The organism is Rhizobium sp. 05N430 (assembly GCF_056396985.1).
In genome coordinates this window covers 254,018-277,422 of record NZ_JBFTMO010000005.1, presented here as the reverse complement: position 1 = coordinate 277,422, position 23,405 = coordinate 254,018, and the positions used below count along the sequence as shown (strand labels likewise).

24 protein-coding genes and 1 other RNA gene are annotated in these 23,405 nt (G+C 61.8%); 16 read left to right on the top strand and 9 right to left on the bottom strand.

Going from position 1 to position 23,405, the window contains the following annotated elements; all coding sequences use genetic code 11:
• Positions 1-27 precede the first annotated feature (27 nt).
• The gene (locus AC1DJO_RS14125; protein WP_112384997.1) at positions 28-603 is read right to left on the bottom strand and encodes a c-type cytochrome; all 576 of its coding nucleotides are present in this window, start codon (positions 601-603) and stop codon (positions 28-30) included.
• A 155-nt stretch (positions 604-758) separates the two neighbouring features.
• On the opposite strand from AC1DJO_RS14125, the gene AC1DJO_RS14120 reads away from it, so the two are divergent.
• Both AC1DJO_RS14120 and AC1DJO_RS14115 read left to right on the top strand, forming a co-directional pair.
• On the top strand, positions 759-1,514 hold the full coding sequence (locus AC1DJO_RS14120) for a 3-deoxy-manno-octulosonate cytidylyltransferase (RefSeq protein WP_477971194.1): 756 nt from the start codon (positions 759-761) through the stop codon (positions 1,512-1,514).
• An 11-nt stretch (positions 1,515-1,525) separates the two neighbouring features.
• Positions 1,526-2,386, top strand: a complete 861-nt coding sequence (locus AC1DJO_RS14115; protein ID WP_477971192.1) for a prephenate dehydratase — start codon at positions 1,526-1,528, stop codon at positions 2,384-2,386.
• Positions 2,387-2,422: 36 nt separating this feature from the next.
• On the opposite strand, the gene AC1DJO_RS14110 is transcribed toward AC1DJO_RS14115, so the two are convergent.
• From AC1DJO_RS14110 to AC1DJO_RS14090, 5 genes are all read right to left on the bottom strand, one after another.
• Complete coding sequence (locus AC1DJO_RS14110; protein ID WP_112385000.1) at positions 2,423-2,791, bottom strand: VOC family protein; 369 nt, start codon at positions 2,789-2,791, stop codon at positions 2,423-2,425.
• A 110-nt stretch (positions 2,792-2,901) separates the two neighbouring features.
• Positions 2,902-3,126 (bottom strand): hypothetical protein, encoded by a 225-nt coding sequence (locus AC1DJO_RS14105; protein ID WP_310293666.1) that lies wholly within the window; start codon positions 3,124-3,126, stop codon positions 2,902-2,904.
• A 67-nt stretch (positions 3,127-3,193) separates the two neighbouring features.
• Positions 3,194-3,889 (bottom strand): helix-turn-helix transcriptional regulator, encoded by a 696-nt coding sequence (locus tag AC1DJO_RS14100; protein ID WP_112385002.1) that lies wholly within the window; start codon positions 3,887-3,889, stop codon positions 3,194-3,196.
• Between the two features lie 3 nt (positions 3,890-3,892).
• Positions 3,893-4,852 (bottom strand): NAD(+) diphosphatase, encoded by a 960-nt coding sequence (nudC, locus tag AC1DJO_RS14095; protein ID WP_112385003.1) that lies wholly within the window; start codon positions 4,850-4,852, stop codon positions 3,893-3,895.
• The gene (locus tag AC1DJO_RS14090; RefSeq protein WP_477971191.1) at positions 4,849-5,259 is read right to left on the bottom strand and encodes an HIT domain-containing protein; all 411 of its coding nucleotides are present in this window, start codon (positions 5,257-5,259) and stop codon (positions 4,849-4,851) included. Before AC1DJO_RS14090 ends, nudC begins: the two co-directional genes overlap by 4 nt.
• An 89-nt stretch (positions 5,260-5,348) precedes the next feature.
• On the opposite strand from AC1DJO_RS14090, the gene ffs reads away from it, so the two are divergent.
• The 4 genes from ffs to AC1DJO_RS14070 all read left to right on the top strand — a co-directional run bounded on the left by ffs (position 5,349) and on the right by AC1DJO_RS14070 (position 8,351).
• An RNA gene (gene ffs, locus AC1DJO_RS14085) (signal recognition particle sRNA small type) lies at positions 5,349-5,445 on the top strand.
• Between the two features lie 46 nt (positions 5,446-5,491).
• The gene (locus AC1DJO_RS14080; RefSeq protein WP_477971189.1) at positions 5,492-7,363 is read left to right on the top strand and encodes a DNA polymerase III subunit gamma/tau; all 1,872 of its coding nucleotides are present in this window, start codon (positions 5,492-5,494) and stop codon (positions 7,361-7,363) included.
• Positions 7,364-7,385: 22 nt separating this feature from the next.
• Entirely contained in the window at positions 7,386-7,709 is a 324-nt protein-coding gene (locus tag AC1DJO_RS14075; RefSeq protein ID WP_112514290.1) for a YbaB/EbfC family nucleoid-associated protein, read from the top strand.
• Positions 7,710-7,739: 30 nt separating this feature from the next.
• Positions 7,740-8,351 (top strand): LysE family translocator, encoded by a 612-nt coding sequence (locus AC1DJO_RS14070; protein ID WP_112385007.1) that lies wholly within the window; start codon positions 7,740-7,742, stop codon positions 8,349-8,351.
• A gap of 2 nt (positions 8,352-8,353) precedes the next feature.
• Here AC1DJO_RS14070 and AC1DJO_RS14065 read toward each other — a convergent pair whose 3' ends face one another.
• Positions 8,354-8,971 (bottom strand): MOSC domain-containing protein, encoded by a 618-nt coding sequence (locus AC1DJO_RS14065; RefSeq protein ID WP_477971187.1) that lies wholly within the window; start codon positions 8,969-8,971, stop codon positions 8,354-8,356.
• Between the two features lie 57 nt (positions 8,972-9,028).
• Here AC1DJO_RS14065 and recR point away from each other — a divergent pair, with 57 nt between their 5' ends.
• Both recR and AC1DJO_RS14055 read left to right on the top strand, forming a co-directional pair.
• Positions 9,029-9,634: a recombination mediator RecR gene (recR, locus tag AC1DJO_RS14060; protein WP_112539896.1), complete on the top strand. Its 606-nt coding sequence runs from the start codon at positions 9,029-9,031 to the stop codon at positions 9,632-9,634.
• Between the two features lie 51 nt (positions 9,635-9,685).
• Positions 9,686-10,900 carry a lytic murein transglycosylase gene (locus tag AC1DJO_RS14055; RefSeq protein ID WP_477971278.1) on the top strand — a complete coding sequence of 405 codons (1,215 nt, stop codon included), beginning with the start codon at positions 9,686-9,688 and terminating at the stop codon, positions 10,898-10,900.
• 3 nt (positions 10,901-10,903) lie between these two features.
• Here the strand turns inward: AC1DJO_RS14055 and AC1DJO_RS14050 are convergent, their stop codons facing one another.
• Complete coding sequence (locus AC1DJO_RS14050; protein ID WP_112514286.1) at positions 10,904-11,353, bottom strand: GNAT family N-acetyltransferase; 450 nt, start codon at positions 11,351-11,353, stop codon at positions 10,904-10,906.
• Positions 11,354-11,364: 11 nt separating this feature from the next.
• On the bottom strand, positions 11,365-12,996 hold the full coding sequence (locus tag AC1DJO_RS14045) for an MFS transporter (protein ID WP_477971184.1): 1,632 nt from the start codon (positions 12,994-12,996) through the stop codon (positions 11,365-11,367).
• Positions 12,997-13,245: 249 nt separating this feature from the next.
• On the opposite strand from AC1DJO_RS14045, the gene rimP reads away from it, so the two are divergent.
• The 8 genes from rimP to pnp all read left to right on the top strand — a co-directional run bounded on the left by rimP (position 13,246) and on the right by pnp (position 23,346).
• On the top strand, positions 13,246-13,851 hold the full coding sequence (gene rimP, locus AC1DJO_RS14040; protein WP_112385013.1) for a ribosome maturation factor RimP: 606 nt from the start codon (positions 13,246-13,248) through the stop codon (positions 13,849-13,851).
• 60 nt (positions 13,852-13,911) lie between these two features.
• Positions 13,912-15,516, top strand: coding sequence for a transcription termination factor NusA (nusA, locus tag AC1DJO_RS14035; RefSeq protein ID WP_112514285.1), 1,605 nt, complete (start codon positions 13,912-13,914; stop codon positions 15,514-15,516).
• The gene (locus tag AC1DJO_RS14030) at positions 15,516-16,202 is read left to right on the top strand and encodes an RNA-binding protein (RefSeq protein ID WP_112539904.1); all 687 of its coding nucleotides are present in this window, start codon (positions 15,516-15,518) and stop codon (positions 16,200-16,202) included. Before nusA ends, AC1DJO_RS14030 begins: the two co-directional genes overlap by 1 nt.
• Positions 16,203-16,301: 99 nt before the next feature.
• Complete coding sequence (gene infB, locus AC1DJO_RS14025) at positions 16,302-19,007, top strand: translation initiation factor IF-2 (protein ID WP_477971181.1); 2,706 nt, start codon at positions 16,302-16,304, stop codon at positions 19,005-19,007.
• A gap of 74 nt (positions 19,008-19,081) precedes the next feature.
• Positions 19,082-19,489 (top strand): 30S ribosome-binding factor RbfA, encoded by a 408-nt coding sequence (rbfA, locus tag AC1DJO_RS14020; protein ID WP_112385017.1) that lies wholly within the window; start codon positions 19,082-19,084, stop codon positions 19,487-19,489.
• Between the two features lie 12 nt (positions 19,490-19,501).
• Entirely contained in the window at positions 19,502-20,434 is a 933-nt protein-coding gene (gene truB, locus AC1DJO_RS14015) for a tRNA pseudouridine(55) synthase TruB (protein ID WP_477971179.1), read from the top strand.
• A 169-nt stretch (positions 20,435-20,603) separates the two neighbouring features.
• Positions 20,604-20,873, top strand: coding sequence for a 30S ribosomal protein S15 (gene rpsO, locus AC1DJO_RS14010; protein WP_026283114.1), 270 nt, complete (start codon positions 20,604-20,606; stop codon positions 20,871-20,873).
• Positions 20,874-21,207: 334 nt separating this feature from the next.
• Positions 21,208-23,346: a polyribonucleotide nucleotidyltransferase gene (pnp, locus tag AC1DJO_RS14005; RefSeq protein WP_112385019.1), complete on the top strand. Its 2,139-nt coding sequence runs from the start codon at positions 21,208-21,210 to the stop codon at positions 23,344-23,346.
• Positions 23,347-23,405: the final 59 nt, after the last annotated feature.

Here is a 23,405-nt window from a genome sequence, read left to right as displayed (position 1 = left end):
AATCTCATTTCCGATGTCGCGATCAGCTTACTGCGTGATCGTATCCGGAGCGTTCGGATCCGGCAGCGGAGCGGGTGTGTCGGCCAGGGTGTGCAGATAAAGCAGCACGTTGGCGCGATCCTGTTCCTTCGGCAGACCGGCAAAGCCCATCGCCGTACCCGGAATCTGCTTCTTCGGTGCCATCAGGAAGTGGTTCAGGTGGTCGAAGGTCCACTTTTCAGCACCGCCCTTGGAGAAATCCTTCATAGCCGACGAATAGGCGAAGCCTTCATGCGAAGCGATCGGGCGATCGACGAGACCATAGAGGTTCGGACCGACTTTGTTCGGCCCCCCCTTGGTCGCGTCATGACAGGCCTGACACTTCTTGAAGATGGTTTCGCCAGCCTTGGCGTCGGCCGTCGGCAGCAGCTTTCCAATCGGAACCATGGCGGCAGCAGCGGCCTCGCCCCCACCGGCAGCCGGTGTTTCCTCGGCGACGATCGTGAAGCCTTCTTTTTCCGGCGCTTCGGAATGGAAGATTCCTTCGGACGCGATAGACACCGACATCAGCACGAAAATCGTTCCGAGCAGTGCACCAACGGCCGTATTGACGTAAGAATTCATCTGCAATGCTCCCCGTGCAGTCGGCAGACCCTAAAAAGGTACCATCTTGAAATCGCGCGGAACCTATGTCTTTTGGCTGTTCGTTGCAACTGTCTAAATGGTCCTGTACGTGAGACTTTTTGACACTTTTCCGCCCGGAATAGAAGGCCCGACAGATGACTGGTTCAAATTTAGATGACGTCCTCGTTCTGATCCCGGCACGCATGGCTTCGACCCGGCTTCCGGGCAAGCCGCTGGCCGATATCTGCGGGCTGCCCATGATCGTTCAGGTCGCCATGCGTGCTCGGGAAGCCGACATCGGCCGCGTCGTCGTCGCGGTCGATGATCAGCGCGTCTTCGACGCCGTCGCCGAGGCCGGCTTCGAGGTGATCATGACCGGCGGTCACCACCAGTCAGGTTCGGACCGCATTCACGAGGCGATGACCAAGATCGATCCTGAAGGCAGGGCCAAGATCATCGTCAACGTGCAGGGCGATCTGCCGACCATCGAGCCCGAAACCATCCGCGCTTCTCTGCGCCCGCTCGACGACGAAGCGGTCGATATCGCCACGCTGACGATCGAGATTGACAACGAGGAAGACAAGACCGCCCCGCATATCGTCAAGGTCGTCGGCTCGCCGCTTTCCGAGACGCGCCTGCGCGGCCTCTATTTCACCCGCGCCACTGCGCCCTATGGCAAGGGTCCGCTCTATCATCATATTGGCCTTTACGCTTACCGCCGGCCGGCGCTGGAGCGCTTCGTGACGCTCGGCCCGTCGGTGCTGGAGCTGCGCGAATCGCTGGAGCAGCTGCGGGCGCTGGAAGCGGGTATGCGCATCGATGCCGAAATCGTCGAAACCGTACCGCTCGGCGTCGATACCCCCGCCGATCTCGAAAAGGCCCGCCGGATTCTCGCGGCAAGACAGGCTTGAAGGACATAGCCATGAACAACAAGACAAACCGGATTTCATTCCAGGGCGAATTCGGCGCCAATTCCGATATGGCCTGCCGCGACATGTTCCCGACCATGGAACCGCTTCCCTGCCAGACCTTCGAGGACGCCTTCACCGCGCTCGAAAGCGGCGAAGCCGATCTCGCCATGATCCCGATCGAGAATACGATTGCAGGGCGCGTTGCCGATATCCATCATCTACTGCCGGATTCGAGGCTGCATATCGTCGGCGAATATTTCATGCCGATCCGCTTTCAGCTGATGGTGCTGCCGGGCGTCTCGAAGGACGAGATCCGCACGGTTCACAGCCACATCCACGCGCTCGGCCAGTGCCGCAAGATCGTCCGTGCCAATGGCTGGAAGCCTGTCATCGCCGGCGATACGGCCGGTGCCGCAAAGATGGTTCAGGAAACCGGTGACCGGACGATGGCCGCGCTTGCGCCGCGCCTGGCCGCCGATCTCTATGATCTTGAGATCGTTGCCGAAAATGTCGAGGACACTGAAAGCAATGTCACCCGCTTCGTCGTGCTGTCGCGCGACGAGAAATGGGCGAACCGTTCGAATGAAGAAGAGAAGATCGTCACGACCTTCGTCTTCAACGTCCGCAATATTCCGGCCGCCCTTTACAAGGCGCTCGGTGGTTTCGCGACCAACAACATCAACATGACGAAGCTGGAAAGCTACCAGATCGGCGGCAAGTTCATCGCCACGCAGTTCTATGCCGATATCGAAGGCCACGCCAATGACAGCAATGTCCGCCAGGCGCTCGAGGAGCTCAGGTTCTTCTCCGAGAAGGTTCGCATCCTCGGGGTCTATAAAGGCCATCCGATGCGCGGCCTGTTGCACAAATAGTCGTAAAAAAGGGCGCCTCGGGCGCCCTTTTCATTGTCACTTGTCCGGTTCGCAAACCCGCAGACGGTGGCCATCCGGGTCGAGCACCACGAAGGTCGGTCCGAAATCGAGATCGACGAGCTCCTGGGCGATCGGCAGGCCGCGCTTGCGCCAGTCCTCATATTGCTTGGCCACCGCACGGTCTCCCGGTACCATGAAGGCGATTTCGCCGCGATTGCCGATCGCCGACGGCTGCGGCTCGACATTGCTGCGGCGCCAGAGGCCGAGCGTGAAACCGCCATCGAGCGGAAAGGCGACGAAGTTGGGCGAAGAGAACGCCGCGTCGCGGCCGAGGATGTCCTTGTAGAAGCGTTCGCTTTCGGCCGGGTCCTTGACGTAGAGAATGATGGAATTCGGGCTGGTCATGGTCTTATCCTCTTGGTTGAGATGGCTGCAATGAAAAGGCGTGCCGCGGTGCGTTGCAGCGGCGGTATGAAATGTCTGCTGTCGGGGTGTGCTGGGCTGTATGCTGCCGGCTATGCCTCGCCCTCTCGGGAGGTCCAGCCGGAAAGGCCGAGGTCGCGCCGCATGTTTGCCGGCATCGACCGCGGGTCGAGGCGGGGGGCATCACCCCTCGCCATGTTGCGCGATGCTTTCTGCATCATACGCAGCATCAGGGACTGCGGATATCCCGCATGTGCAGAAGACGTCTCGACAAGGCAGTCGCCGTAATTTGCGGTGCTGAGTTTCACGCTCGTCATTATCGGTCCTCCTTATGGATTGGTACCGATAATAGCGCGGCCTACTGTCAGATTCTGGCAGTAGCCTTTAGCGTTCGACAGGCACGTGCTCTGCCTCGCGCCACTCTTTCATCAGCGCGGTCCGGCGGCGGGGATAGCGCTCCTCGTGCTGCGTCATGTCGATGATCCGGTCCGTGCGGAAATGGCGGAAGCCGCGGCGCAGCTCGCACCAGGCCATCACCATCCGGATATGCTCGAAATAGCCGAGGGCGAAAGGCCAGACGCGCCGGAGCGAGATGCGTCCCTGCTCGTCGCTATAGTGCAGTTCGAGAATGCGTTCGGTACGGATCGCCTTGCGGATCAGGGCGACATCCGCCTTGTCCTCGTTGGCGCGCTTGGGGCCGACAAGCAGCGTTGCCGATTCGATCGTCTCGCGCATTTCGGCAGGCAGGACGGCGGCGATCTTCGCCAGCGCATCGGCAGCAGCGCCCGCTAGCCGCGGTTCCGCCGAGCGGTTCACCCAGCGTGAACCCAGCACCAGCGCTTCGAGCTCCTCTTCGGAAAACATCATCGGCGGCAGCATGAAGCCGGGCTTCAGCACATAGCCGACGCCGGCTTCCCCTTCGATCATCGCACCCTGGCTCTGCAGGCTGGCAATGTCACGGTAGAGCGTGCGCAGGCTGACGCCGGTCTGCTCTGCGAGAATGATGCCGCTGACAGGACGGCGGTGCCGGCGGAGCACCTGCAGAAGAGCAAGCAGCCGTTCCGAGCGCGAAACCGGCATGGCCTATCGCTTCCACTCCACCCAGTCGCGCATCAGGCGGTGGGCGATGGCGCCTTTCGGCGGAGAGGCCTGGCCGTTGGCGCCGGGGCGCTCCAGCATCTCGATCGTTTCCTCGCGGGTAAACCAGCGGCAATCCTCGAGCTCGGCCTCGTCGCGGGTGATCTCGCTGGATTTCGCCTCGGCATAGCAGCCGATCATCAGCGTATGCGGCATCGGCCAGGGCTGGGAGGCGTGATAGCGGACGCGCCCGGTCCTGATGCCGGATTCCTCAAGCGTTTCGCGGCGCACGGCGTTCTCGATGGTTTCACCGGGCTCCACGAAGCCGGCGAGACAGGAATACATGCCGGGCGCGAAATGCGGTCCACGGCCAAGCAGGCAGAGATCGCGCTTCTCGTCGATCGTCAGCATGATGACGACGGGGTCGGTGCGCGGGAAGATCATGTGTTCGCAGGCAGTGCAGACGCGTTTGTAGCCGCCGATCTTCTGCTCCATGCTGCCGCCGCAGCGGCCGCAGAACTTGTTGTCGCCGTTCCAGCGGATCAGGCTTGCAGCCTGGGCAAATTCGCCGAGCAGCACCTCGTCGACAAGCTGATCGCGATAGAGCGTGCGTCCGTCGGCCGGCTTGTAGTGGCTTTCGAGTTGCTCCTCCGGCACGCCGACCGGCACGGCTAGCCGCGGCTCGCCGGATTTGCGATAGCCGAGCAGGATCGTCTCGTCCCAATGGGGCTGCAGTTCCTGCAATTCGTAGCGGGCAAAGAGCGGATCCAGCACCTGGCCATCATGCTTCAGGACCAGCTTGTCCTTGGCAAAGGCAAAGATATGCGTGCCTTCCTTCGCCAGCGCCGTCTCGACCGATTTCTCGTCGCGGTGTTCGGAATCACGGTTCAGGTCGTTGGCGGCGAAGGCGGTGAGGTTGCTCGGCTCCGGATGCGGAACGTCCGTATCGAAAATTGAAGAACTCATGATGAAAGGGCTTCCCGCAATGTCGCTATGAACTGCTCCCGCTTCCCGTCCTCATAAGGCTCGGCCGTGCCGAAACCCCAGATCGGACCCGGCCAATTGGCATCGCCTTCGAAGCGGGCGATGACATGAACATGAAGCTGGCGGACGATATTGCCAAGAGCCCCGACATTGATTTTTGTCGCCCCGGTCAGCTTCTTGAGCGCGCTGGCCACCACCTCGGTCTCGAATGTCAGCATCACCTGATCGAGCGGCGTCAATTCGAAAATCTCGGTGATCCCGGTCCGCCGCGGAATCAGGATCAGCCAGGGCCAGCGTGCGTCCTTCGATAATCTGAGATCGCAAAGGCCAGTCTGCATGACGCTGATGCTGTCTTTTTCGAGCCGGGGGTCGAGCGCGAAATCCGTCAACGGGCATTCCTCCATTGTTTTCCAATGATTAGCAGTTTTTTTTGAGCTTGGCTTGCTTTTGATGACGATATTGCCGATATGTGCATTCGGGAGGTTGGTGGTGGACGAGCCACTCGCCAACCGGGTCAGGTCCGGAAGGAAGCAGCCCTAACGAGCCCGGCACGGGTCATCGTGCCAGCCTCCCACCCTTCTCTCCATCCTTTGCCCGGGATTCCGGGCGCCAAGCAGGGCGATGAGCGACACCGAGCGACAATCACAAGATGCCGCCTCGACGGGCACCGGATACCGGGTGCTGGCACGCAAATACCGCCCCAAGGATTTCACGGACCTGATGGTCGGCCAGGAGCCGATGGTCCGTACGCTGACCAACGCCTTCGAGACCGGCCGCATCGCGCAGGCATATATGCTGACCGGCGTTCGCGGCGTCGGCAAGACGACGACCGCGCGCATTCTGGCGCGTGCCCTGAACTACAAGACCGCTGAGATCGACAAGCCGACGATCGATCTGCGTGTGCCCGGCGAACACTGCCAGGCAATCATGGAAGGCCGCCATGTCGATGTGATCGAGATGGACGCTGCCTCGCATACCGGCATCGACGATATCAGAGAGATCATCGAGCAGGTGCGCTATCGCCCGGTTTCGGCGCGCTACAAGGTCTACATCATCGACGAAGTGCATATGCTCTCGACGGCAGCCTTCAACGGACTGCTGAAGACGCTCGAGGAGCCGCCGGAGCATGTGAAGTTCATCTTCGCGACCACAGAAATCCGCAAGGTTCCGATCACCGTCCTGTCGCGCTGCCAGCGCTTCGACCTGCGCCGCATCAGCGCTTCCGATCTCGTCGGCCTGTTCACGACTATTGCTTCCAAGGAAGGCATCGAGGCCGAGCCGGATGCGCTGGCCATGATCGCCCGCGCTGCCGAAGGTTCGGCGCGTGACGGTCTCTCGCTGCTCGACCAAGCCATTGCCCATGGCGGCGGTGCCGTCCAGGCCGAGGCCGTGCGCAGCATGCTCGGTCTCGCCGACCGCGCCCGTATCGTCGATCTTTTCCAGCATGTGGTGAAGGGCGATGTCGCTTTGGCACTCAACGAGTTTCAGGCACAGTACGAGGCAGGCGCCAATCCCGTCGTAGTGCTGACCGACCTTGCCGACTTTACGCATCTCGTCACCCGTTTGAAATACGTGCCTGATGCCGCCAACGATCCGTCTCTGAGCGAGGTCGAGCGCACCAAGGCTGCGGAATTCGCCCAGGGTGTGGCGGTGACCACGCTGTCGCGCATCTGGCAGATGCTGCTGAAGGGCATTCCGGAAACCGAGGCGTCGTCGCGCACGGCGGGTGCGGCCGAAATGGTGCTGATCCGTCTTGCCCACGCCGCGCATCTGCCGGCACCCGAAGATGCGGCCCGCAGGCTCGCTGAATTTTCAGACAATGGCGGCGGCTCCGGCCGCCCGGCACCGGGTTCCTCGGGCAATGGCGGTGGCGCGACCGTCGCCTATCAGTCGGCGGCCATGGCGCGCGCACCGGAAACTGCGCCGCGCCCGCAGCCGAATGGCCCGACCGCGATGCTGCGCGCCGTTCCGAACCCCGATCCGCAGCCGATGCAGGCCGGGCGCCTCGAGACCAAGCCCGCCGAAGCGCCGAAGCCGCTGGTTGCCGTGAATTCGATTGCCGATATTGTCAATCTGGCCGGTGAAAAGCGCGATGCCAAGATCAAGGCGCTGGTCCGCACCTTCGTGCGTCCTGTCCGGGTCGATCCCGGCCGCCTGGATGTCAATCTGACGGACGGCGCTCCGGCAACGCTGCTCAATGAACTGGCCGTCAAGCTCAAGGAATGGACGGGGATCCATTGGATCGTTAGTCTGAGCCGCGAGCCCGGTGATCCGACCATGGTCGAAGCCGAGGCCAAGGCCAAGGAACAGCAGGTCAGCGATGCCCGCCAGGACCCGGATGTGGCGGCGATCCTCGCGCGGTTTCCGGGCGCCAAGATTATCGACGTCCGCGTCCGGGCGCCGGAGCCGGAGGAAGAGGGCGATATCAAGCCGCCCGCCGTCGCCGAATCCGAAGATGGCGACATCCTGCCGGGCGACGACATAGAATTCTAGACTTTCAGAGAAGGAAAAGACGATGCGCGACCTCATGGGAATGATGGGCAAAGTCAAGGAAATGCAGGCCAAGATGGAGCAGATGCAGGCGGAGATCGCCGAGCTCAAGGCCGAAGGCAAGTCCGGTGGCGGACTGGTCACCGTTGTCCTCAACGGCAAGGGCGAAATGCAGAGCCTGAAGATCGATCCGTCCCTGTTCAAGGAAGACGACGTCGAGATCCTCGAAGACCTGATCGTTGCCGCCCACAAGGATGCCAAGGACAAGGCCGAGGCCGTCACGGCTGAAAAGACCAAGGCGCTGACGGCCGGCCTGCCGATCCCGCCCGGCTTCAAGATGCCGTTCTGATAAGGCCACGTCCGGGATGAAGCCTTTATGATGACGCTGACGGCCCTGCTGGTATTTGCCGGCGCTCTCTTCATCGCCGCCGGCACGCCCGGCCCGAGCGTTGCGGCGCTCGTTGCCCGTGTCATCTCGAAGGGCGCGCGCGATGTGCTGCCCTTCCTCTTCGGTATGTGGGCAGGTGATGCGATCTGGCTGACCTGCGCCATCGCCGGCCTTTCGGCCATTGCCGAAACCTTCTATCACGCCTTCGTCGTCATCAAATGGCTCGGCATTCTCTATCTCCTCTACCTCGCCTGGAAAATGTGGTTCGCAAGACCTGATGTCGAGGAAGAGGAGCTTCCGCAGGCCCGTTCGCGAAGCCGGATGTTTCTGACGGGTCTGGCGATCGCGCTCGGCAATCCGAAGATCATGATGTTTTACATCGCCCTTCTGCCGTCGATCATCGACATCCGCGCCGTTTCCTTCGGCGGCTGGGCGGAGCTCGTCGTAACACTGATCGTGGTGCTGGCGGTCGTCGATTTCAGCTGGATGTTCCTGGCCGCAAAAGCCCGCGGCTTCCTGAAGAGCCCTCGCGCCGTGCGGATTGCCAATCGTGCGAGTGCCGCAACGATGGCCGGTGCCGCGATGGCGATCGCCACGCGCTGATCTCAGGCCTGCGCCTCGAGCAGAGCCCGCAGCTTGTAGTGAATGGGTGCTGCGAGATACCGCTCCCGGTCTTCGGGCGAGAGCTTTTTCCCGAACGTCTCCATCATTTCAGGCATGGTCACCCTGGCGCCTGAAAACGGCTGATAGGTCACCGGCATTTCCGCCTCGACGATCGCGCCGGCAAGAACCCGGCAATAGATGCCTGGCCGCCCGGCCTTGGTGTAGCGCTTGACGAAGCGTGGGTCTTCCATCTTCGCGGCGAAGGTGGCGCAGGGAATGCGGGCGGACGTGACTTCCAGAACAAGATCGCCTGCGATGAACCTGTCGCCCACCGCCACATCGCGATTGTCGAGCCCCTCGATGACGAGGTTTTCGCCGAAGGTGCCCGGTGTGACCGGTTTACCGAGTTCGCCGCTCCACCAGTCGAGCGTCCGCGATCCCTCGACATAAACAGCCTGATCCGCGCCACCATGATAGGTGCGATTGCAGATCGCGTCGCCGACCAGCCCTTGCGCATCGATCATCAGGGCGCCGTTGACCGGCTGCTTGAAGATACCGGTCTTGTATTTCTTGCCCGGCAGCCGTTCGGCGCTGCCGGTACAGACCGCACTGATTTTCATGACGGCAGCAATCCTTCCGCGATTCCGTTTTGACGACATATGGGCTAAGAACGGCGCATGGCAAAGCGAGTCACTGGCCCCGAAATCGAAAAACTCATTCAGCTTCTGGCGAAAGTCCCGGGCCTCGGCCCCCGGTCGGCGCGCCGCGCGGCGCTGCATCTGATCAAGAAGAAAGACCAGCTTCTCGGTCCTCTCTCCCATGCCATGGGCGATGCCTATGACAAGGTGAAGGTCTGCTCGCGCTGCGGCAATGTCGATACCTCGGATCCCTGCACCGTCTGCACCGATGATCGCCGCGACCAGTCGGTCATCATCGTCGTCGAGGATGTATCGGATCTCTGGGCACTGGAGCGCGCCGGCGCGATGAATGCCGCCTACCACGTTCTCGGCGGCACGCTGTCGCCGCTGGATGGCGTCGGCCCGGATGATCTGAATATCCGCGGGCTGATCGAGCGGCTTGGCGAAGGCGGCGTGCGCGAACTGATCATCGCGGTCAACGCCACCGTCGAGGGGCAGACCACAGCACACTATATAACGGATCAGCTCACCGGATTGGACGTCAAGATCACCCGGCTGGCGCATGGCGTGCCTGTCGGCGGCGAGCTCGATTATCTCGACGAAGGCACATTGGCGGCCGCGCTTCGGGCGCGAACGGTCATTTGAGGGGGAATGCCTGAGGTGAAGACGATCATCCGCCTTTCGATCCTGACGGCGATGCTTGCCGCATCGTTTCATCTTCCCGCCTCCGCCGCGCCTTCGAAGGCTGCTGTCGAGGCGCAGTTCGAAAAGTGGGTGCAGACCGAACTGCGCCCAGAAGCCGAGAAGAACGGCATATCAGCCAAGACATTTCAGGCCGCTTTTGCAGGCATCGAGCTGAACTGGGATCTTCCGGATCTGGCACCTCCAGGCTTTCCGCCGCCGAAGGAACGCAAGCAGACACAGGCTGAGTTTTCCTCGCCTGCGCCCTATTTCAATGAGGAGCGCCTGAGCAAGCTCGCCATGACGGGCCGCGGCTTTGCCTCGCAATATGCTTCGACGCTGAAGCGGATCGAGAAGACCTACGGCGTGCCAGGATCGATCGTGCTGGCGATCTGGGGCCGCGAGACCGGCTTCGGCGCCGCGAAGATCCCGAACTCGGCGATCCAGGTGCTGGCGACGAAGGCCTTCATGTCGACGCGCAAGGAGATGTTCCGCACCGAACTGATTGCGGCACTTCACATCATCGATGGCGGCGATGTGGCGCCGGCCGATTTCAAGGGCTCCTGGGCAGGCGCGCTCGGCCAGCCGCAGTTCATGCCGACAAGCTACCTGAAATATGCCGTCGATTTCGATGGCGACGGCCACCGCAACATCTGGACCTCGGTGCCGGATACGCTGGCATCCATCGCCAACTATCTTGTCAAGAAGGGCTGGCAGCGCGACCGCGACTGGGGCTTCGAGGTCACCATTCCTGCCGCCGTCTCCTGCGCCCAGGAGGGGCCGGATCTCGCCAAGCCGCTGTCGCAATGGGCATCGCTCGGAATAGCCAGGATCTCGGGCAAGGGCTTTCCCTCATCCGAGCTGAAGGCCGACGGGATGATGCTGGTTCCGGCCGGCCGCGACGGCCCCGAATTTCTCGTCACGCCGAATTTCTACGTCATCAAGGAATATAACAATTCCGATCTCTATGGGCTCTATATCGGCAACCTCGCTGATCGGATTGCCTATGGGGCTGGCGGTTTCCAGGGCGCCTGGGGCGATGTCGGCAAAATGCTGCGCTCGGATGTCGCTGCCATGCAGAAGGCGCTGGAGCGTCAGGGCTATGACGTCGGCGGTTCCGACGGCTTGCCGGGCTACAAGACCCGCCGTTCGATCGGCCAGTGGCAGGTCAAGAACGGCGAAAAGCCGACCTGCTATCCGGAAGCGTCGATGAAGGGCAAACTGAAATAGGCGTCAGAGAGTAAGCTTCATGCCCTCGTGGCTCGCCTGGAAGCCAAGCTTTTCATAGAAACGGATGGAATCGGCCCGCGACTTGTCCGATGTCAGCTGCACGAGCTTGCAGCCACGATCCCGGCAAACGCCGATGGCCCATTCGATGAAGCGTGTGCCAAGTCCGGTGCCGCGCTCCGTTTCGGTGACCCGTACGCTCTCGATCTGTCCGCGCCACATGCCGCTGCGCGAAAGCCCCGGAATGAATGTCAGCTGCAGGCAGCCAACCGGATGGTTGTGGGCATTGACCGCAACAGCAAGCAACTGGTTCTCGTCGGCAACGATGGCCGCAAAGGCTGCCCTGTAGCGCTCGTCAACGGGATCGGAGACCACCTCGCGGTTGCGTCCCAACACATCATCAGCGAGCATGGCAATGATCGCGGGGAGATCGCTTTCTCTGGCTTGCCTGAACATCCTGCCGCTCCCTAGTGATGAATATCGATCGGCGCCTTGTGAAAGACATCGTCGGAGGGTGGGATCGCCTGGCGTTCGATCATCCGGTGTACATGCGGCAGATCGGCGCCGCGATGCAGGTTGCGCAGCCGGTCGGTATTTTCCGCATCGGCCTGCGTGCGCCGCTGGTTGTGGCGGATATATTCGACCCACGTCGGGGTGTGATAGGTCTCCGTCCAGATGCCGGGGTTCTCCAGATCGCGCATCAGCGCCCAGGCCCGGGCGCCGTCGCGAATGCGGATGCGCCGCCGTTCGCCCATCAGCTTCAGGAATTCCGGCAGGTCCTCGTCGCTGATCTGATAATCGACCTGTATGACGATCGGCCCGCTGCGCGGCGTGATATCGAGCCCGAGCGCCGGTTCGACAAAGCGGTTCAGCGGGTCGAGATTGAGCGAGGCAAATGCCGGCATCGAGAAGCGGAAGCCGATCAGCACGCCGATCACCATTACCGCTGCAGACCCATAGAGCGCATTCGAGACGCCGAAGCGGTCTGCCACGATCCCCCAGAACCAGCTGCCGCCGGCAATCCCGCCAAACGTTACCGTCTGATAAAGCGAGAGCGCCCGCCCGACCACCCAGCGCGGTGTCGACAGCTGGACGATCGTATTGAACAGCGACAGCGCCAGCACCCAACAGGCGCCCGATACCAGCAGCCCGGCGCAGGTGAGCACCGCAAAGGGGCTGGCCGCGGTGATCGCCATGCTCACCGCAAAGCCGGCAAAGGCGTAGCGGATGATGATCTCGCTGCTCAGCGCATCGCGAAGCCGGGCATTGAGCGCCCCGCCGCCGATCGCGCCGATGCCGAAGGAGCCGAGCATGAAGCCGTAGGTCAGCGGCCCGCCCGAGACGAGGTCGATCGCGACGATCGGAAGCAGCGCGAGCACCGAGCTGGCGCCGACACCGAACGTGAAGCCGCGCACCAGAACCTTCTCAAGGTTCGGCGACATCGAGATATAGCGCAGGCCGGCAAAGATCGCGCTGCCGAGACTTTCACGCGGCAGCGTCGAGGCGGGCAGGGCGGGTTTCCAGCGCATCAGCGCGTAGATCAGCGCCAGATAGCTGACGGCGTTCACCGCAAAGGCGGCCGCTGCACCGGCTGCCGCCACGATGACCCCGCCGATCGCTGGTCCGACGCTGCGGGTCATGTTGAAACCCATGCTGTTCAGCGTCACGGCGGCAGGCAGATCGGCGCGCGGCACCATGTCGCCGACCGACGCCTGCCAGGAGGGATTGTTGAGTGCAGTGCCGCAGCCGATGAGGAAGGTGAATAACAGAAGAAGCCAGGGCGTGATCCAGCCGAGCAGGGCGAAGACCGTTAGGATCGCGGAAACAACGAGCATCAGGACCTGCGCCGTCAGCATCACCCGGCGCCTGTCGAAATTGTCGGCGAGCGCGCCCGAGATCAGCGAGAAGAGCATGATCGGCAGCGCTGTCGAGGTCTGTACCAGCGCCACCATGTCTTCCGAGGCGGTGATCGTCGTCATCATCCATGCGGCGCCGACGGCCTGGATCAGCCCGCCGAAGTTCGACGCCAGGCTCGCAAACCAGATCCGGCGGTATGTTTCGTGTTTCAGCGGCGCCAGCGTGGAAGAATTCGACGGCACGTTCCCTCCGCCCGGATTTGCTCCGGCTTGTCTTGTTCTGTTCCCGCCCAATATATGGCGAAGCGTGCCTGAGGCCAGCGAAGGATTGCAGCCTTGGCGCATTTGGCGCCGGAGCTTGCAATTTCAGAAAAACGGGCCTATATGCCACTCAAATTCTTGATCGTATGATGAAGAGTGGGCCGCAAGGACCCGCTCTTTTTTATTAGCGCGATCATCCAAAATGCTTGAAATTTACTAGGAGCGCGCCGCTTGTCGGATCAGACAACCGCAGAAAACGAACTTGAGCCACGGCTGATTACCGAGACCGGGCTTGACCAGCGCCTTGCCGACATCATCGAACCAGTGCTTGTCGGTATGGGCTTCCGCCTGATCCGCGTCCGGATGCTCAATCAGAACGGCGCGACGCTGCAGATCATGGCCGAGCGCAATGACGGAACCATGTCCGTTCAGGACTGCGAAGCGGTCTCGACGGCTGTTTCCCCGGTTCTGGATGTGGAAGATCCGATCGATCGGGAGTATCATCTCGAAGTGTCTTCGGCCGGTATAGACCGTCCGCTGGTGCGCAAGTCGGATTTCGTCCGCTGGCAGGGACACCTTTTGAAGTGCGATACGTCGATCATGATCGGCAACCGCAAGCGGTTTCGTGGCAAGATACTGGAATCGAATGCAGATGGTTTCACGCTTGAGCGTGACCAGGTTGCCTATGGCGAAGAGCAGAAGGTGGAAATCCCCTTCGCGGCTCTGGCCGAAGCCAAGCTTATCCTGACCGACGATCTGATCCGCGATGCGCTTCGCGCCGACAAGGCAGCGAAGTCGGAAGCCGCGAACCAGAACGAAGCGGAAGACCAGGAATAACCGATCAACTACAGGCTCCAGGGACGGGAACCCGGCAAGCCGAGACGGAGAGATAAAACAATGGCAGTCAGTGCGAACCGCCTCGAACTTCTGCAGATCGCAGATGCAGTGGCGCGCGAAAAAGTCATCGACCGCGAAATCGTGCTGGCCGCAATGGCCGATGCGATCCAGAAAGCTGCACGCTCCCGTTACGGTTCGGAATCGAACATCCGCGCCGACATCAATCCGAAGACCGGTGAGATTCGCCTTCAGCGTCTGCTCGAAGTCGTCGAGAAGGCCGAAGACTATTCCACGCAGATCCCGCTGGAATTGGCCCGCGACCGCAACCCCGATGCCGCCCTTGGCGATTTTATCGCCGATCCGCTGCCGCCGATGGACTTCGGCCGTATCGCTGCGCAGTCTGCCAAGCAGGTCATCGTCCAGAAGGTTCGCGAAGCCGAGCGCGACCGCCAGTTCGACGAGTTCAAGGATCGCACCGGCGAAATCGTCAACGGCACCGTCAAGCGCGTCGAATACGGCAACGTCATCGTCGATCTCGGCCGCGGCGAAGGCATCATCCGCCGCGACGAAATGATCCCGCGCGAAAACGTTCGCTACGGCGATCGCGTCCGCGCCTATGTTTACGACGTCCGCCGCGAACAGCGTGGCCCGCAGATTTTCCTGTCGCGTACCCATCCGCAATTCATGGTGAAGCTCTTCACCATGGAAGTGCCGGAAATTTACGACGGTATCATCCAGGTTCGCTCGGTTGCCCGTGACCCGGGTTCGCGCGCTAAGATCGCCGTCATCTCGAACGACTCGTCGATCGATCCCGTCGGTGCCTGCGTCGGTATGCGCGGTTCGCGCGTTCAGGCCGTCGTCGGCGAGCTTCAGGGCGAAAAGATCGACATCATTCCTTGGTCGCAGGACCCGGCGACCTTCGTCGTCAACGCCCTGCAGCCGGCTGAAGTCGCCAAGGTCGTTCTTGACGAAGATGCAGAGCGCATCGAAGTCGTGGTTCCGGATGAGCAGCTGTCGCTCGCCATCGGCCGCCGCGGTCAGAACGTTCGCCTCGCATCGCAGCTGACCGGCTGGGATATCGACATCATGACGGAAGCCGAAGAGTCGGAGCGCCGTCAGAAGGAATTCAACGAGCGGACCAACCTGTTCATGGACTCGCTCGACGTCGACGAAATGGTCGGCCAGGTTCTGGCCTCGGAAGGCTTTGCTGCCGTTGAGGAGCTGGCTTACGTCGATCTCGACGAAATCGCCTCGATTGACGGTTTCGACGAAGACACCGCGCAGGAAATCCAGACCCGTGCCCGCGAATTTCTCGAAAAGCTCGAAGCCGAGATGGACGAGAAGCGCAAGTCGCTCGGCGTCTCCGATGATCTTCGCCAGATCGAAGGCATGACCGCACAGATGATGGTCGCGCTCGGCGAAGACGGCATCAAGACGATGGAAGATTTTGCAGGCTGCGCAGCAGACGATCTCGTCGGCTGGAGCGAGCGTAAGAACGGCGAGACGAAGAAGTTCGAGGGTCTGTTCTCGAAGTTCGACATCTCCCGCGTCGAAGCAGAACAGATGGTCGTGCAGGCCCGCCTCGCGGTTGGCTGGATCACCGAGGACGACCTTGCGAAGGATGCGGAGCCTGTTGAGGCCGATGCTGCCGAGCAGGAAGCGTAATGACCGCGCAGCCGGACACATCTCCTGAGGATGATGATCTTGCAGGTTATGACGTGAACGGCCGCATGTGCATCGTGACGCGCGAAAGCGGATCGCCGGATGAGCTGATCCGCTTTGTCGCCGCTCCCGATGGAACGGTCATCGCCGATCTGAAGCGCGAGCTTCCGGGACGCGGATGCTGGGTAAAGATCGACCGCACGCTGGTCGACAAGGCGGTGGCGAAGAAGACCTTCGCGCGCGCCTTGAAGGCGGATGTGAAGGCTGCGGCTGATCTCGGTGAGACCGTCGACCGGCTGCTCGCCAAGCAGTTGATGCAGATGATGAACATGGCCCGCAAGGCCGGTCAGTTCGTCACCGGCTCCGCGAAAGTGGATGCCGCGGTCAGAAGCGGAGCAGCCCTTGCGGTGTTCCATTCGACCGGTGCGGCCGACGATGGCGTGCGAAAAATAGACCAGGCTCGCAAGGCCTGGCACCTCGGAATGGAAACCGAGGAAGAAATACCTTCCTTCCGTCTCTTCTCGGAGAGCGAAATGGAAGGGGTGATGGGCGAGAATGCTTTTATCCATGCCGCAGTGCTTGCAGGGCAGGCGGGTGAGGGTGTAGTGAAGCGCGCAAAGATGCTTGAGCAGTACCGTAACAGCGGTCAGTCCCGGGCACCGGACAGCGCGGGCCGGCAAAAACAATGATACGGGCGACCGGCAGATGCCGGCCCATCATTGATCGACTGTATTTGATTGACAGGGACTGATGACGTCATCGCTCCCTGTCCGAAGGAACGGGAACGAATGACCGATAGCAATGACGACAAGACACTTGGTGCAACGGGCAAGAAGACGCTGACCCTGAAACCGTCGGGGATAAGCCAGGGCACCGTGCGCCAGGATATGGGTCGCGGTCGCACAAAAGCGGTCGTCGTCGAGACCCGTAAGCGGCGTCCGATGCGCCCCGAAGACGAACGTCCGGTCGCACCTGCTCCGGTGGCGCCCCGCGCTGCCGAGCCTGCACCAGCACCAGTCCAGGCACGTCCGCAGCAGCAGACACCGGCGCCGCGTATCCAGCAGCCAGGTGGCAACTCTCAGCCGTCGCAGCACTCTCCGCGCCAGCAGGACCGTCCGCGTCCGGTGGTGCTGAACCATCTGTCGCCGGAAGAAATGGATGCGCGCCGCCGTGCACTTGCCATGGCGCAGGTTCGCGAAGCCGAAGATGCGGCCCGCCGCGTCGAGGAAGACAAGCGCCGTGCTGTAGAAGAAGCTGCCCGTCAGGCTGCGGAAGCCGAAGAGGCTGCGCGCCGCGCCGCCGAAGAAGCTGCCCGTCCGCCGGCGCCTTCGGTTGTTGAAGCCCCTGCTCCGGCACCGGCTGCAGCGCCCGTTCAGGCCCGTTCGGCTCAGCCGTCTGCACCGGCTGCCCGCCGCCCCGATGCCGCCCCGGCACCTGGCGCTGCGCGTCCCGGATCTGCCGCTCCGGCAGCGGCTCGCGGCCGCCGTGAAGGCGAAGAAGACGATCGCGGCGGTGCTGCACGCGGTGGCCCGGTTCGTGGCCGCGTCGTGCGTCCGGAGCCGGCAAAGCCGGTCACCACCCGTCCGAAGGGCGAGGAAGACCGCCGTCGCGGCAAGCTGACGATCGGTACCGCGGGCGTCGACGACGAAGGTGCGCGCGGCCGCTCTATGGCTGCCATGCGCCGCCGTCAGGAAAAGTTCCGCCGCAGCCAGATGCAGGAAACCCGCGAAAAGGTTATGCGCGAGGTCATTCTGCCCGAGACCATCACCATTCAGGAACTGTCGCAGCGTATGTCTGAACGCGCCGTCGACGTTATCAAGTACCTGATGAAGGAAGGCCAGATGATGAAGCCGGGCGACGTCATCGACGCCGACCTGGCTGAACTGATCGCCGGCGAATTCGGCCACACCGTCAAGCGCGTTTCGGAATCCGACGTCGAAGAAGGTATCTTCGACAAGGCCGACGATGCTGGCGAAATGGTTTCGCGTCCGCCTGTCGTCACCATCATGGGTCACGTCGACCACGGCAAGACCTCGCTGCTCGACGCCATCCGTCAGGCGAACGTCGTCTCTGGCGAAGCCGGTGGCATCACCCAGCATATCGGTGCCTATCAGGTCGAACAGAACGGCCAGAAGATCACCTTCATCGACACGCCCGGCCACGCCGCCTTCACGGCCATGCGTGCTCGTGGTGCGCAGGCAACGGACATCGCGATCCTGGTGGTTGCGGCCGACGACAGCGTCATGCCGCAGACGATCGAATCCATCAATCACGCCAAGGCGGCCGGTGTTCCGATCATCGTGGCGATCAACAAGATCGACAAGCACGAAGCCAAGCCGGACAAGGTCCGCCAGCAGCTTCTGCAGCACGAAGTCTTCGTGGAATCGCTGGGCGGTGAAGTGCTCGACGTCGAAGTCTCGGCCAAGAACAAGACGAACCTCGACAAGCTGCTCGAAGCCGTCCTGTTGCAGGCCGAAATTCTCGACCTGAAGGCCGATCCGACCCGCACCGCCGAAGGTACCGTCATCGAAGCTCAGCTTGACCGTGGCCGCGGCGCGGTTGCGACCGTTCTCGTCCAGAAGGGCACGCTGAAGCCAGGCCAGATCATCGTTGCTGGCGATCAGTGGGGCCGCGTCCGCGCGCTCGTCACCGACAAGGGCGACCATGTCAAGGAAGCCGGTCCGGCGACCCCGGTCGAAGTGCTCGGTCTTTCCGGCACGCCTGCTGCCGGCGACAAGTTTGCGGTCGTCGAGAACGAAGCCCGTGCTCGCGAAATTTCCGAGTACCGCCAGCGTCTGGCGCGCGACAAGGCAGCTGCCCGCCAGTCCGGCCAGCGCGGTTCGCTCGAACAGATGATGAGCAAGCTGCAGAATACCGGCTACAAGGAATTCCCGCTTGTCATCAAGGGTGACGTGCAGGGTTCCATCGAAGCCATCATCGGTGCTCTCGACAAGCTCGGTACCGACGAAGTTCGGGCTCGCATCGTTCATTCGGGTGCTGGTGCCATCACCGAGTCGGATATCGCGCTTGCGGAATCCTCCGACGCGGCGATCATCGGCTTCAACGTTCGCGCCAATGCACAGGCACGGACCGCTGCCGAGCGTGGTGGCATCGAGATCCGCTACTACAACATCATCTACGATCTCGTGGATGACGTGAAGGCAGCGATGTCGGGCCTGCTGTCGCCGGAGCGCCGCGAGACCTTCCTCGGCAATGCCGAGATCCTCGAAGTGTTCAACATCACGAAGACCGGCAAGGTCGCGGGTTGCCGCGTCACCGAAGGCAAGGTCGAGCGTGGTGCAGGCGTGCGCCTTATCCGCGACAACGTCGTCATCCACGAAGGCAAGCTCAAGACGCTCAAGCGCTTCAAGGACGAAGTCTCCGAAGTGCCGGTCGGTCAGGAATGCGGTATGGCCTTCGAGAATTACGAAGACATCCGCGCAGGCGATGTCATCGAATGCTTCCGCGTCGAGCATATCACCCGCTCGCTCTGATCGCGCGGATCTGTATCTTGGACGGGCGCCGGATCATCTGAGGCCGGCGCCCGAACCTTTTGAGGCAAAGAAAAATGGCAACAAGACCGACAACCTCCGCACCTTCGCAGCGCATGCTGCGCGTCGGCGAACAGGTGCGCGCAGCGATCACCCAGGTTCTGCAGCGCGGCGAAGTGCGTGACGACGTGATCGAAAAGACCGTCATCTCGATCTCCGAAGTGCGTATGTCGCCCGATCTGAAGATCGCGACCGCTTTCGTCACGCCGCTTGGCGTCGCCGATCACGACACGGTCATCGCAGCGCTGAACAAGAATGCGAAATACATCCGCGGCCGCCTCGGCGCACAGCTGCGCCAGATGAAATACATGCCTGAAGTCCGCTTCCGCGACGACACGAGCTTCGACAATTACAAGAAGATCGATGAGCTCCTGCGTTCGCCCGAGGTCGTGCGCGATCTCGATGACGGCAAAGACGGCGAATAACAGAAGAAAAGAATGTCCAAACCACGCAAACCCAAAGGCCGCCCGGTTTCCGGCTGGCTGATCCTCGACAAGCCGGTGGATTTCGGCTCGACGGAAGCCGTTTCCAAGATCAAGTGGCTGTTCAAGGCGCAGAAATGCGGCCACGCCGGCACGCTCGACCCCTTGGCCTCGGGCATGCTGCCGATCGCTCTCGGCGATGCGACGAAGACGGTCCCCTACGTCATGGATGGCCGCAAGATCTACGAATTCTCGGTCACCTGGGGCGAAGAACGCGCCACCGACGATCTCGAGGGCGACGTCACGCAGAGTTCGGACAAGCGTCCGGCCGAGGGTGATATCCTGGCGCTTCTGCCGAATTATACCGGCGTCATCAGCCAGGTGCCGCCGCAGTTCTCGGCGATCAAGATCGCCGGCGAGCGCGCCTATGATCTGGCCCGCGAAGGCGAAGCCGTCGAGATTCCGTCGCGCGAGGTCGAGATCTTCCGCCTGACGCTGCTCTCCTGCCCGGATGCCAGCACGGCGCATTTCGAAGTCGAATGCGGCAAGGGTACCTATGTTCGCGCCTTGGCCCGCGATTTCGGCCGTGATCTTGGCTGCTACGGTCACGTCTCCGGCCTGCGCCGGACATTCGTCGCGCCGTTCCCCGAAGACAGCATGATCCCGCTTTCCGAACTCGTCGCCCTTGAAGCGATCGAGGATCAGGACGAGCGGCTGGCAGCTCTCGACGCGCTGCTCATCGACACCAGCGAAGCGCTGTCTTCCCTGCCGCATCTGGCCGTCAACGACGATCAGGCGCATCGTCTGAAGATGGGCAATCCAATCCTCGTGCGCGGCCGTGACGCCCCGATCACCGAGAGCGAAGCCTATGCGACGGCGCGCGGCAAGCTGATCGCCATCGGCGAGATCGGTGAAGGCGAATTCCGCCCGAAGCGCGTCTTCATCTGACGACGCGACCGGCGCGCCGCAGGCCTGCCGGTCATGCCTCTTCCCTTTGCCGTCTGAATGGTCTATAGGCAGCGCCAGCATCAGGCAGGCCTGAATGCTTTCGCGGCCAAAGCTGGACGACATCCCGGCTTTTGGCGACCTTATCTCCTCTCATCGAAAGGAACATCCGATGTCGATTACTGCTGAGCGCAAGACCGCCCTCATCAAGGAATACGCAACGTTCGAAGGCGACACCGGTTCTCCGGAAGTCCAGGTTGCGATCCTGACCGAGCGGATCAACAACCTCACGGAACACTTCAAGGGCCACAAGAAGGATAACCATTCCCGCCGTGGCCTGCTGACGATGGTTTCGAGCCGCCGTTCGCTTCTCGACTACCTCAAGAAGAAGAACGAAGGCCGTTACACCAAGTTGATCACCAGCCTGGGTATCCGTCGCTAAGGTTTTCCGGCGGGCGCTCTTCGGGCGCTCGCCGGTTGCTTATCAGGGGTTGGAAAGCCCCAGAGATTGACCACCGCATTTGATGTTTTCATGGGGTGGAACTGAGGCAGACCCGGATGGGCCGGTTTTGCCAGAACAACCGTTGACCTGTCATGGGGCAGGATTGCCGGATGCTTTCCGGCCAAGGTACGGAACCTTGGCCCGGCTTTCTCGAAAGCCGCCGCCGCAAAGCCTCCCGTTGTCTTGCCCATGATGTGTCACATAATTGCGGTCGATCGCGCGCTGTGCCTTGAAAGGGTCGTGGCGCCTGTTCCCGCATTGAAGGACAAGACATATGTTCGATACCCATAGCGTGGAAATCGAGTGGGCAGGCCGCCCGCTGAAGCTCGAAACCGGCAAGATCGCCCGTCAGGCTGATGGCGCCGTTCTCGCGACCTACGGTGAAACCGTCGTTCTCGCGACCGTTGTTTCCGCCAAGTCGCCGAAGCCGGGCCAGGATTTCTTCCCGCTCACCGTCAACTACCAGGAAAAGACCTACGCAGCCGGCAAGATCCCCGGCGGCTACTTCAAGCGCGAAGGACGTCCGTCGGAAAACGAAACGCTCGTTTCCCGCCTGATCGACCGCCCGATCCGCCCGCTCTTTCCTGAAGGCTACAAGAACGACACCCAGGTCGTCGTCACCGTCATCCAGCACGACCTTGAAAACAACCCCGACATCCTGTCGATGGTCGCCACTTCGGCAGCCCTGACGCTGTCAGGCGTTCCGTTCATGGGCCCGGTCGGCGGCGCACGTGTCGGCTACATCAACGGCGAATACGTCCTCAACCCGCATCTCGACGAAATGGAAGAGTCCGTTCTCGACCTCGTCGTTGCCGGTACGCACGATGCCGTTCTGATGGTTGAATCGGAAGCCAAGGAACTCAACGAAGAAGTCATGCTCGGCGCCGTCATGTTCGGCCACCGCGGCTTCCAGCCGGTTCTCGATGCGATCATCAAGCTCGCCGAAGTTGCTGCCAAGGAACCGCGCGATTTCCAGCCGGAAGATCATTCCGAGCTCGAAGCCGAAATGCTGAAGCATTTCGAAGCCGAACTGCGCGTCGCCTACAAGAACACCCAGAAGGCTGAACGCTACGCAGCCGTCGATGCCGTCAAGGCAAAGGTCAAGGCTCACTTCTTCCCGGAAGGCGTCGAGCCGAAGTACACTGCCGAAGTCATCGGCGCGACCTTCAAGCATCTGCAGGCGAAGATCGTTCGCTGGAACATTCTCGACACCAAGAGCCGTATCGATGGTCGCGATCTGTCGACCGTTCGTGCGATCGTTTCGGAAGTCGGCCTACTGCCGCGCACTCACGGTTCGGCTCTCTTCACTCGTGGTGAAACGCAGGCGATCGTTGTTGCCACGCTCGGCACCGGCGAAGACGAACAGTATGTCGACAGCCTGACCGGCATGTACAAGGAGCGCTTCCTGCTCCATTACAACTTCCCTCCCTACTCGGTTGGCGAAACCGGCCGCATGGGCTCCCCGGGCCGCCGCGAAATCGGTCACGGCAAGCTCGCATGGCGCGCTATCCGTCCGATGCTGCCGTCTGCCGAGCAGTTCCCCTACACGCTGCGCGTCGTCTCCGAGATCACCGAGTCCAACGGCTCGTCCTCGATGGCAACCGTTTGCGGCACGTCGCTCGCTCTGATGGACGCCGGCGTTCCGCTGGCTAAGCCGGTTGCCGGTATTGCCATGGGCCTGATCCTCGAAGGCGATCGCTTCGCCGTTCTCTCCGACATTCTCGGTGACGAAGATCATCTCGGCGACATGGACTTCAAGGTCGCCGGTACCGCCGACGGCATCACCTCGCTGCAGATGGACATCAAGATCGCCGGTATCACCGAAGAGATCATGAAGGTCGCTCTCGGCCAGGCACAGGGTGGCCGCACGCACATTCTCGGCGAAATGGCCAAGGCCATCACCGAGAGCCGCGGCCAGCTCGGCGAATTCGCACCGCGCATCGAAGTCATGAACATCCCGGTCGACAAGATCCGTGAAGTCATCGGCTCCGGCGGCAAGGTCATCCGCGAAATCGTCGAAAAGACCGGCGCCAAGATCAACATCGAAGACGACGGCACGGTGAAGATCGCTTCTTCGTCCGGCAAGGAAATCGAAGCGGCCCGCAAGTGGATCCACTCGATCGTTGCCGAGCCGGAAATCGGCGTCATCTACGAAGGCACGGTCGTCAAGACCGCCGACTTCGGTGCTTTCGTCAACTTCTTCGGCGCCCGTGACGGTCTCGTCCACATCTCGCAGCTCGCTTCCGAGCGCGTTGCCAAGACGCAGGACGTCGTCAAGGAAGGCCAGAAGGTCTGGGTCAAGCTCCTCGGCTTCGACGAGCGCGGCAAGGTCCGCCTGTCGATGAAGGTCGTCGATCAGGAAACCGGCCAGGAAATCCCTGCCGACAAGAAGAAGGAAGAAGCAGCCGAATAAGCTGCGCCTTTCCAGAACTTCATGGGCGCGGGACTGTTTCCGCGCCCTTTTTGTATTCG

Excerpts from the sequence above, each read along its gene's own strand:
- AC1DJO_RS14125 (WP_112384997.1), bottom strand. The coding sequence starts at position 603 with ATGAATTCTTACGTCAATACGGCCGTTGGTGCACTGCTCGGAACGATT.
- AC1DJO_RS14120 (WP_477971194.1), top strand. The coding sequence starts at position 759 with ATGACTGGTTCAAATTTAGATGACGTCCTCGTTCTGATCCCGGCACGC.
- AC1DJO_RS14115 (WP_477971192.1), top strand. The coding sequence starts at position 1,526 with ATGAACAACAAGACAAACCGGATTTCATTCCAGGGCGAATTCGGCGCC.
- AC1DJO_RS14110 (WP_112385000.1), bottom strand. The coding sequence starts at position 2,791 with ATGACCAGCCCGAATTCCATCATTCTCTACGTCAAGGACCCGGCCGAA.
- AC1DJO_RS14105 (WP_310293666.1), bottom strand. The coding sequence starts at position 3,126 with ATGACGAGCGTGAAACTCAGCACCGCAAATTACGGCGACTGCCTTGTC.
- AC1DJO_RS14100 (WP_112385002.1), bottom strand. The coding sequence starts at position 3,889 with ATGCCGGTTTCGCGCTCGGAACGGCTGCTTGCTCTTCTGCAGGTGCTC.
- nudC (WP_112385003.1), bottom strand. The coding sequence starts at position 4,852 with ATGAGTTCTTCAATTTTCGATACGGACGTTCCGCATCCGGAGCCGAGC.
- AC1DJO_RS14080 (WP_477971189.1), top strand. The coding sequence starts at position 5,492 with ATGAGCGACACCGAGCGACAATCACAAGATGCCGCCTCGACGGGCACC.
- AC1DJO_RS14075 (WP_112514290.1), top strand. The coding sequence starts at position 7,386 with ATGCGCGACCTCATGGGAATGATGGGCAAAGTCAAGGAAATGCAGGCC.
- AC1DJO_RS14070 (WP_112385007.1), top strand. The coding sequence starts at position 7,740 with ATGACGCTGACGGCCCTGCTGGTATTTGCCGGCGCTCTCTTCATCGCC.
- AC1DJO_RS14065 (WP_477971187.1), bottom strand. The coding sequence starts at position 8,971 with ATGAAAATCAGTGCGGTCTGTACCGGCAGCGCCGAACGGCTGCCGGGC.
- recR (WP_112539896.1), top strand. The coding sequence starts at position 9,029 with ATGGCAAAGCGAGTCACTGGCCCCGAAATCGAAAAACTCATTCAGCTT.
- AC1DJO_RS14055 (WP_477971278.1), top strand. The coding sequence starts at position 9,686 with ATGCTTGCCGCATCGTTTCATCTTCCCGCCTCCGCCGCGCCTTCGAAG.
- AC1DJO_RS14050 (WP_112514286.1), bottom strand. The coding sequence starts at position 11,353 with ATGTTCAGGCAAGCCAGAGAAAGCGATCTCCCCGCGATCATTGCCATG.
- nusA (WP_112514285.1), top strand. The coding sequence starts at position 13,912 with ATGGCAGTCAGTGCGAACCGCCTCGAACTTCTGCAGATCGCAGATGCA.
- AC1DJO_RS14030 (WP_112539904.1), top strand. The coding sequence starts at position 15,516 with ATGACCGCGCAGCCGGACACATCTCCTGAGGATGATGATCTTGCAGGT.
- infB (WP_477971181.1), top strand. The coding sequence starts at position 16,302 with ATGACCGATAGCAATGACGACAAGACACTTGGTGCAACGGGCAAGAAG.
- rbfA (WP_112385017.1), top strand. The coding sequence starts at position 19,082 with ATGGCAACAAGACCGACAACCTCCGCACCTTCGCAGCGCATGCTGCGC.
- truB (WP_477971179.1), top strand. The coding sequence starts at position 19,502 with ATGTCCAAACCACGCAAACCCAAAGGCCGCCCGGTTTCCGGCTGGCTG.
- rpsO (WP_026283114.1), top strand. The coding sequence starts at position 20,604 with ATGTCGATTACTGCTGAGCGCAAGACCGCCCTCATCAAGGAATACGCA.
- pnp (WP_112385019.1), top strand. The coding sequence starts at position 21,208 with ATGTTCGATACCCATAGCGTGGAAATCGAGTGGGCAGGCCGCCCGCTG.